Source organism: Candidatus Seribacter sulfatis, from assembly GCF_964187635.1.
Taxonomy (GTDB): domain Bacteria; phylum Verrucomicrobiota; class Verrucomicrobiia; order Opitutales; family Seribacteraceae; genus Seribacter; species Seribacter sulfatis.
The window spans coordinates 1-6,562 of sequence record NZ_CAXLMO010000087.1 but is presented as its reverse complement, the minus strand read 5'-3'; the positions used below and the strand labels follow the sequence as shown (position 1 = coordinate 6,562).

Below are 6,562 nucleotides of genomic sequence, written 5' to 3'. Positions count from 1 at the left end.
TCCTTAAGCCAATACTGTGAACACCTGGTAATATCTAGCTTTCCGTTGGAGTCATCTGCAGGGCAATGCTTACCGGTTTTATCATGATCCCCGGCTCCGTGCACTTCACCATCGTTTTGCGCAACATGAAAATCAATTGTCCATGGACGGAGCTTATCAGTCATTTGTTCATAAGCCGCGTAAAATTCGTCCTCGGTGTAGCCCTCTTGTAAGAGAGCATGCTCAGATGCATTATACCCCATAAGGTATAAATAAGTATGGGCTAAATCGGCTTGAAACCCTAGTGTTTCAGGCATTCCGACACCTTCGAGCAGATCGAGCATATCTTTCCAACTGTGCATGCCTGCCCAACAAATTTCTCCTTCCGCGGCAAGTCGTTCACCATGATCGGCGGCAATTTTCGCAGCCTTGGTAAAAGTATCGACAATTCGAGCCGTTCCCTTGCCTGGATTTGCCTTCCATTGCTCCACTCCAAATTCAGCAGAATCGATCCTGATAACGCCTCCTTTTCTTGCTCCATGCTCGTTGAAGACCTTGGCAATCCGACAAGCCATCTTGACTGCGTCTAAAAACTTCTCCTGTTGTTCATCCGTTCCCATCGCGGAATCACCCACAGTGCCTGGCCAAACGGGTGCGACCAAGGAACCGATATCAAAACCCTTGCTGACAATGAGGTCGGCGATACTTTTTAATTCGTCATCACTTGCTTCAGGATTGGTGTGGGGAAGAAAAAGAAAATAATCAATCCCATCAAACTTTCTGCCATCAACATCTGCAGCAGCGGAGAAATCCAACATTTTTTCCAAACTAATTGGAGGTTCTTGCCCTTCGTCATCGCCTTTGCCTACTAGACCTGGCCACATTGCATTGTGAAGTTTTAAAGATGATAAGCTCATAAGTTGTTAAGTTTTTTGATAAAGGAAAAGCAAGAATCCAATAAATTCCGAAAAGATGAGCAACAATAAAAAGAAAACTTTTATATTTCTCCTATTGCGACAGAAATAAAAAAAAGCTAATGTAATAAAAATTATAACCAAAACAGATCATGAAATTATTAAAATTATTCCCCATCTTATTACTTTCAACTATTCTTTTAGGCGATTCCTATGCTGCAAAAAAGAAGTTAAGTCCCGAACTGGAAGATCTCTTCCAGGGTCCCTTACTTGACTCCAAGGGAAAAGAAGTTTCAAAAGATGTACTGGCCGGAAAAACAATCGGATTATATTTTTCTGCCCATTGGTGCCCTCCCTGTCGTGGTTTTACTCCCAAACTGGTTGAATTTAGAGATTCCAATAAAAAAGACTTTGAAGTCGTATTTGTAAGTTCAGACAGAAGCCCCAAAGCACATATGGACTACATGTCAGGTTCGAAAATGAAATGGTATACCATGCCCCATGGTTCGGATGCAGCAAATGCATTAAAGAAGAAATATGAAGTACGAGGTATTCCTTACTTGGTAATTGTTTCACCCAGTGGAAAAACAATTTCCAAAAATGGTCGTAATGATGTGAGTTCAAATGCCAAAGGAGCGATCAAAGACTGGAAAAAGAAGTCTTAATTCTTATTTAATAGAACAAATTAGCCTGCCTGTCATGGGCAGGTTTTTTTAATGCAAAATACAAATACAACTCTCAAAATTTCAGCAAGGGACAATCTTCTAGTAGCTCTAAGCGACCTGGCACCCTCTCAACAAATAACTACCGACAGAGAGCCGATTACCTTGTGTGAAAAAATTCCAGCCAAGCATAAATTTGCCGCGACAAACCTTGCTGTTGGTGATTTGGCCTTTATGTACGGCGTGTTAGTGGGAGAGGCGATCAAGCCAATTATGGCGGGCGAACGAATCAGCACAGAGAATCTCGTGCACCGATCCGAAGATTTTAAATTAACTGAAGAAAAAAGTGACTGGACCCCACCTTCTACAAAGATTTGGGAAAATAAAACCTTTCTTGGCTACGAAAGAGCGGACGGGAATGTAGGAACAGCCAATTATTGGTTGGTCGTACCGATGGTCTTTTGCGAAAATGGGAATATTGAGATTTTAAAGAACTCAATGACCAAGGCACTGGGCTTTGACAAAAGATCTCAATATGAGAGTTTCGCACAAGATTTGGCATCCGCATATCAACGCAATGATTCTCCACAATCGGTGACATTGGGAAATGAGGAACTTAATCGCCCCTCCCCTATTTTCCCTAATGTAGATGGCATTAAGTTCATTACCCATGGACTTGGTTGCGGAGAAACGAGAGATGTTTCCCATGAGCTTTGTGGATTACTAGCGGGGTATGCATGCAACCCGAATGTCGCCGGGATTACCGTTTTAAGTTTGGGATGCCAACACGCCCAGGTTTCTATTATGGAGGAGGAAATATCAAAGCGATGTGCCGATTTTGATAAGCCTTTTCTTGTATTCGAACAGCAAAAGTACCCATCTGAAAGGGAAATGTTGGAAAGAGCAATTCGTCAAACTTTTGAGAAACTGGCCGAAGTAAACCTTCAAGAACGGGTGGCCATGCCTTTATCAAAATTACGATTGGGAATGGAGTGCGGTGCTTCCGATGGATTTTCCGGAATTTCTGCCAACCCATGTATTGGTCATGTGGCTGACTTGACCGTGGCGTTAGGAGGGCAGGTAATTCTTTCTGAATTCCCGGAACTCTGCGGAGTAGAGCAGGAAATTGTAAATCGTTGTAAAACGCGCGAGATCGGAAGTCGGTTTATTGAAATCATGAGAAATTATGAAGAAAGAGTAAAAGAAGCAGGATCAGGTTTTCACATGAATCCTTCGCCCGGTAATGTTAAAGATGGCTTAATTACTGATGCAATCAAATCTGCAGGTGCGGCAAGAAAAGGAGGAACATCGCCAATAATCGATGTGCTGGATTACCCAGGATGGGTAAATAAAAATGGACTCTCCCTCTTGTGCACAGCTGGAAATGATGTCGAATCAACCACTGCAATGGCAGGTGCGGGTGCCAATTTAATTCTGTTCTCAACCGGTTTGGGGACTCCCACGGGAAATCCGGTTTGTCCTGTCATCAAAATCTCAAGTAATACCAAAACCGCAAATTCATTTAAGGAATACATCGATTTTGACACCGGCTCCATTATCGACGGGTCGGAGAGTGTTGAGTCGCTTGGTGAAAAGCTTTTGAATGAAGTGATCGCGTATGCATCCGGAAAGAAAAAAACGAAAGCAGTCTTACAGGGGCGCGATGATTTCTTGCCGTGGAAGCGAGGAATGTCTTTATAGACGGTAGTTTATGACAAAATTAAAAAACAAGACGGCGATTATCACCGGAGCAGGGAAAGGAATTGGACGGGCAATCGCTCTTCGCTTCGCTAAGGAAGGTGCAAGAGTTGCCATTTGGGAAAAAGATCAGGTTGCCGGTAATCAAACTGCAGAGGAAATCACAAATAAGGGGGGAACTGCAATTTTTGTTTCCTGCGAGATTAACAATGCACAATCAGTTACCAAGGCACTGGAAGAAACTGTAGATTCCCTTGGTAATCCGACCCATCTTGTTAATAATGCGGGCATCGCTCATGTCGGAACCGCAACCTCGACGACGGAGGAGGATTTTGACCGGGTTATGGAAGTAAATACAAAGGGATTATTTATCTGCCTGAACAAGGTCATTCCATTACTGGTTAAAAACGGAGGTGGAGTCATACTCAATTTAGCCTCCATCGCATCTCGCCTTGGAATCGCAGAACGATTTGCCTATTCCGCAAGCAAAGGTGCCGCCTTAGCGATGACCCTAAGCGTAGCCAAAGACTATGTGGATCAAGGAATTCGTTGTAATTGCCTCTGCCCGGGTCGGGTCCACACTCCTTTTGTAGATGGCTTTTTGGAAAAATATTATCCGGATGAAAACGAGCGTTCGGAAAAATTCACTGAACTCTCAAAATACCAGCCAATTGGACGGATGGGAGAACCTGAAGAAATTGCCTCACTTGCCACTTTTTTATGCTCAGAGGAAGCCTCCTTCATCACCGGATCTGCCTATGATGTGGATGGTGGAACCATGACTTTACGCTAACAAACTCAAATTTATCATGAAACTTATTCGAAAAGGTGAACCTCAAGAAGAATCTCCCGGGCTTTTACTCCCGGACGGCCGGGAGGTCGATGTATCCTCCTTTGGTGAAGATTATGATGAAGTATTTTTTGAAACCGACGGCATGGAAAGATTGAAAGAATGGGTAAAAGAAAATGGAGATAATTTGCCGCCATTTCCTGAGGGCGAACGATATGGCTCCCCGGTTGCCCGTCCCAGTAAAATTGTATGTATTGGTTTAAACTATGATGACCATGCCAGAGAATCAGGTATGGAAATCCCACCGGAACCCGTTCTCTTTTTCAAGGCCACCAGTTCATTTTGCGGGCCCAATGACGATTTAATTCTTCCGCGTGGAGGTGATAAAACGGATTGGGAAGTAGAACTCGCCTTTGTGGTGGGAAAACGAGCCAGTTATGTCGAAGAAAAAGATGCACTCGATCACATTGCCGGATTTTCACTTCACAATGATTACAGTGAAAGAGGATTTCAGCTCGACCGTAGTGGGCAATGGGTTAAAGGGAAGAGTTGCGACCGCTTTGCCCCTTTCGGGCCATGGCTCGTCACTCAGGACGAGATAGAAGATCACAACAATTTGAAGATGTGGCTCAAGGTTAATGGAGAAACGATGCAATCCAGTAACTCTTCGAACCTGCACTACAAAATTCCTTTTCTGCTTAGTTATGTCAGTCAATTTATGACCCTACTACCTGGGGACATTATTTCCACGGGTACTCCTCCTGGAGTCGGAATGGGAATGGACCCACAGGTATATCTAAAAGCCGGGGATGTTGTGGAGTTGGGAATTGATCAGTTGGGAAGTTCAACACAGAAAGTTGTTCCCGCGGTATGAACCTTAACCTCGAGGGCAAAGTCGCTCTCGTAACGGGGGGAGCCAAGGGAATTGGTGCTGCAATCGTTCGCTCGTTTGCAAACGAAGGAGCTCTTGTATCTATCGTAGATCGTAATCCACAGGTAGCGAATGAACTCATTCAGGATATTGCTGGGGAAGAAGATCAGGTATTCTGTATTCCCACCGAATTAACGGATGAAGCTGCCTGCCAAAATGCAGTTGAGCAAACAATCCAAAAAAAAGGGCGTATTGATTTCTTGATACACAATGCCGGTACGAATGATGGCGTTGATCTAAAAGCGAAGCCATCCGACTTTTTCGAATCCCTGCGCAAAAACCTGCTTCATGTTTTTAGCCTGACCCATTTTGCCTTGGCCGAATTGGAAAAAAACCAAGGGAGCATCATAAATATCGGCTCCAAAGTTGCCGAGACTGGTCAAGGAGGAACCTCAGGTTATGCCGCCTCCAAGGGTGCGGTGAATGCTCTTACTCGAGAGTGGGCTCTGGACTTGGCTGACCGCGGGATACGGGTCAATTCAGTTATTCCTGCAGAAGTAATGACGCCAATGTATCAGAAGTGGTTAGACTCCCTCAAAAATCCTGACAAAACCAGGCATTCAATCGAACAAAACATTCCACTTGGGAATCGAATGACAACAGATCGTGAAATTGCGGATGCCGTTGTTTTTCTTGCCTCTGATCGTTCCGCCCATACGACCGGACAAATTTTTCACCCCGACGGAGGGTATGTTCATTTAGATAGATCCTACGGCAAAGTAGAAATTGATTAATCGGTTATGGATACTGATGTCTGTATTATTGGCGGTGGAATTGTGGGATTAGCCACCGCTTACCAGATTTTAAAAAAACACCCTCGTAAGAAAATTGTTGTCTTAGAGAAAGAAAGTTCGCTCGCAAAACACCAAACCGGACACAATTCCGGTGTTTTACATTCCGGTATTTACTATAAACCCGGATCTCTCAAAGCCAGTAATTGTCGACTAGGCAAAAAAGCGATGGAAGTCTTTTGCAGGGAACAGGATATCGAGCACGAATTATGTGGAAAAGTAATTGTCGCCCTCAACGAAGAAGAACTCCCACGGATGGAGAAAATTTTCCAAAGAGGGCAAGAAAATGGAGTAAATTGTGAGATCATTCCCCGCGAACGACTCCTTGAAATTGAGCCCCATGCTGCCGGTGTACAAGCCATTCATGTTCCGGAATGTGGTATCGTAAATTACAAACAAGTGTGCCTACGGTTAGGCGAAATCATTCAGGAAAAAAATGGTCTAGTCCTCCTAGGCGAAGGGGTTAGCCGAATTGAATCATCTACGAATGAAGTTATCGTTCACACCCGAACCGAATCAATTCATGCCTCTTATTTAATCAACTGTGCCGGTTTACATTCAGACCGAATTACCCAAATGGGAGGAAATCGGGCACCGGCAAAAATCATTCCCTTTAAAGGGGAGTACTATGAGCTTACTGAAGACGCAAAGCATCTTTGCAAAAACCTGATTTATCCAGTACCCGATCCTCAATTCCCCTTCCTTGGCGTACACTTTACACGTATGATTGATGGTTCTGTCGAATGTGGCCCAAATGCAGTTCTTGCCTTTGGAAGGGAAGCCTATGGAAAATTTGA

The 6,562-nt window shown here is 44.1% G+C and carries 7 protein-coding genes; 6 read left to right on the top strand and 1 reads right to left on the bottom strand.

Annotated elements, in window-relative coordinates; genetic code table 11:
- Positions 1-896 (bottom strand): sugar phosphate isomerase/epimerase family protein (locus tag ACKPQ5_RS08315; protein WP_407678641.1); only part of this gene is annotated, 896 nt, incomplete at its 3' end.
- A 149-nt stretch (positions 897-1,045) separates the two neighbouring features.
- Between ACKPQ5_RS08315 and ACKPQ5_RS08310 the strand changes: the two genes are divergently transcribed.
- The 6 genes from ACKPQ5_RS08310 to lhgO all read left to right on the top strand — a co-directional run.
- Entirely contained in the window at positions 1,046-1,558 is a 513-nt protein-coding gene (locus ACKPQ5_RS08310) for a thioredoxin-like domain-containing protein (protein WP_407678640.1), read from the top strand.
- A gap of 51 nt (positions 1,559-1,609) precedes the next feature.
- Positions 1,610-3,256: a UxaA family hydrolase gene (locus ACKPQ5_RS08305; RefSeq protein WP_407678639.1), complete on the top strand. Its 1,647-nt coding sequence runs from the start codon at positions 1,610-1,612 to the stop codon at positions 3,254-3,256.
- 10 nt (positions 3,257-3,266) lie between these two features.
- Positions 3,267-4,046, top strand: coding sequence for an SDR family NAD(P)-dependent oxidoreductase (locus tag ACKPQ5_RS08300; RefSeq protein ID WP_407678638.1), 780 nt, complete (start codon positions 3,267-3,269; stop codon positions 4,044-4,046).
- Positions 4,047-4,062: 16 nt separating this feature from the next.
- On the top strand, positions 4,063-4,917 hold the full coding sequence (locus ACKPQ5_RS08295) for a fumarylacetoacetate hydrolase family protein (protein ID WP_407678637.1): 855 nt from the start codon (positions 4,063-4,065) through the stop codon (positions 4,915-4,917).
- Positions 4,914-5,708 (top strand): L-fucose dehydrogenase, encoded by a 795-nt coding sequence (locus ACKPQ5_RS08290; protein WP_407678636.1) that lies wholly within the window; start codon positions 4,914-4,916, stop codon positions 5,706-5,708. The genes ACKPQ5_RS08295 and ACKPQ5_RS08290 overlap by 4 nt, the downstream gene beginning before the upstream one ends.
- 6 nt (positions 5,709-5,714) lie before the next feature.
- A partial coding sequence (gene lhgO, locus ACKPQ5_RS08285; protein WP_407678635.1) for an L-2-hydroxyglutarate oxidase occupies positions 5,715-6,562 on the top strand: 848 nt, incomplete at its 3' end.

What these genes read in the sequence shown, in the direction of transcription:
- ACKPQ5_RS08305 (WP_407678639.1), top strand. Translation starts at nt 1,610, where the DNA reads ATGCAAAATACAAATACAACTCTCAAAATTTCAGCAAGGGACAATCTT.
- ACKPQ5_RS08295 (WP_407678637.1), top strand. Translation starts at nt 4,063, where the DNA reads ATGAAACTTATTCGAAAAGGTGAACCTCAAGAAGAATCTCCCGGGCTT.
- ACKPQ5_RS08290 (WP_407678636.1), top strand. Translation starts at nt 4,914, where the DNA reads ATGAACCTTAACCTCGAGGGCAAAGTCGCTCTCGTAACGGGGGGAGCC.
- ACKPQ5_RS08300 (WP_407678638.1), top strand. Translation starts at nt 3,267, where the DNA reads ATGACAAAATTAAAAAACAAGACGGCGATTATCACCGGAGCAGGGAAA.
- ACKPQ5_RS08310 (WP_407678640.1), top strand. Translation starts at nt 1,046, where the DNA reads ATGAAATTATTAAAATTATTCCCCATCTTATTACTTTCAACTATTCTT.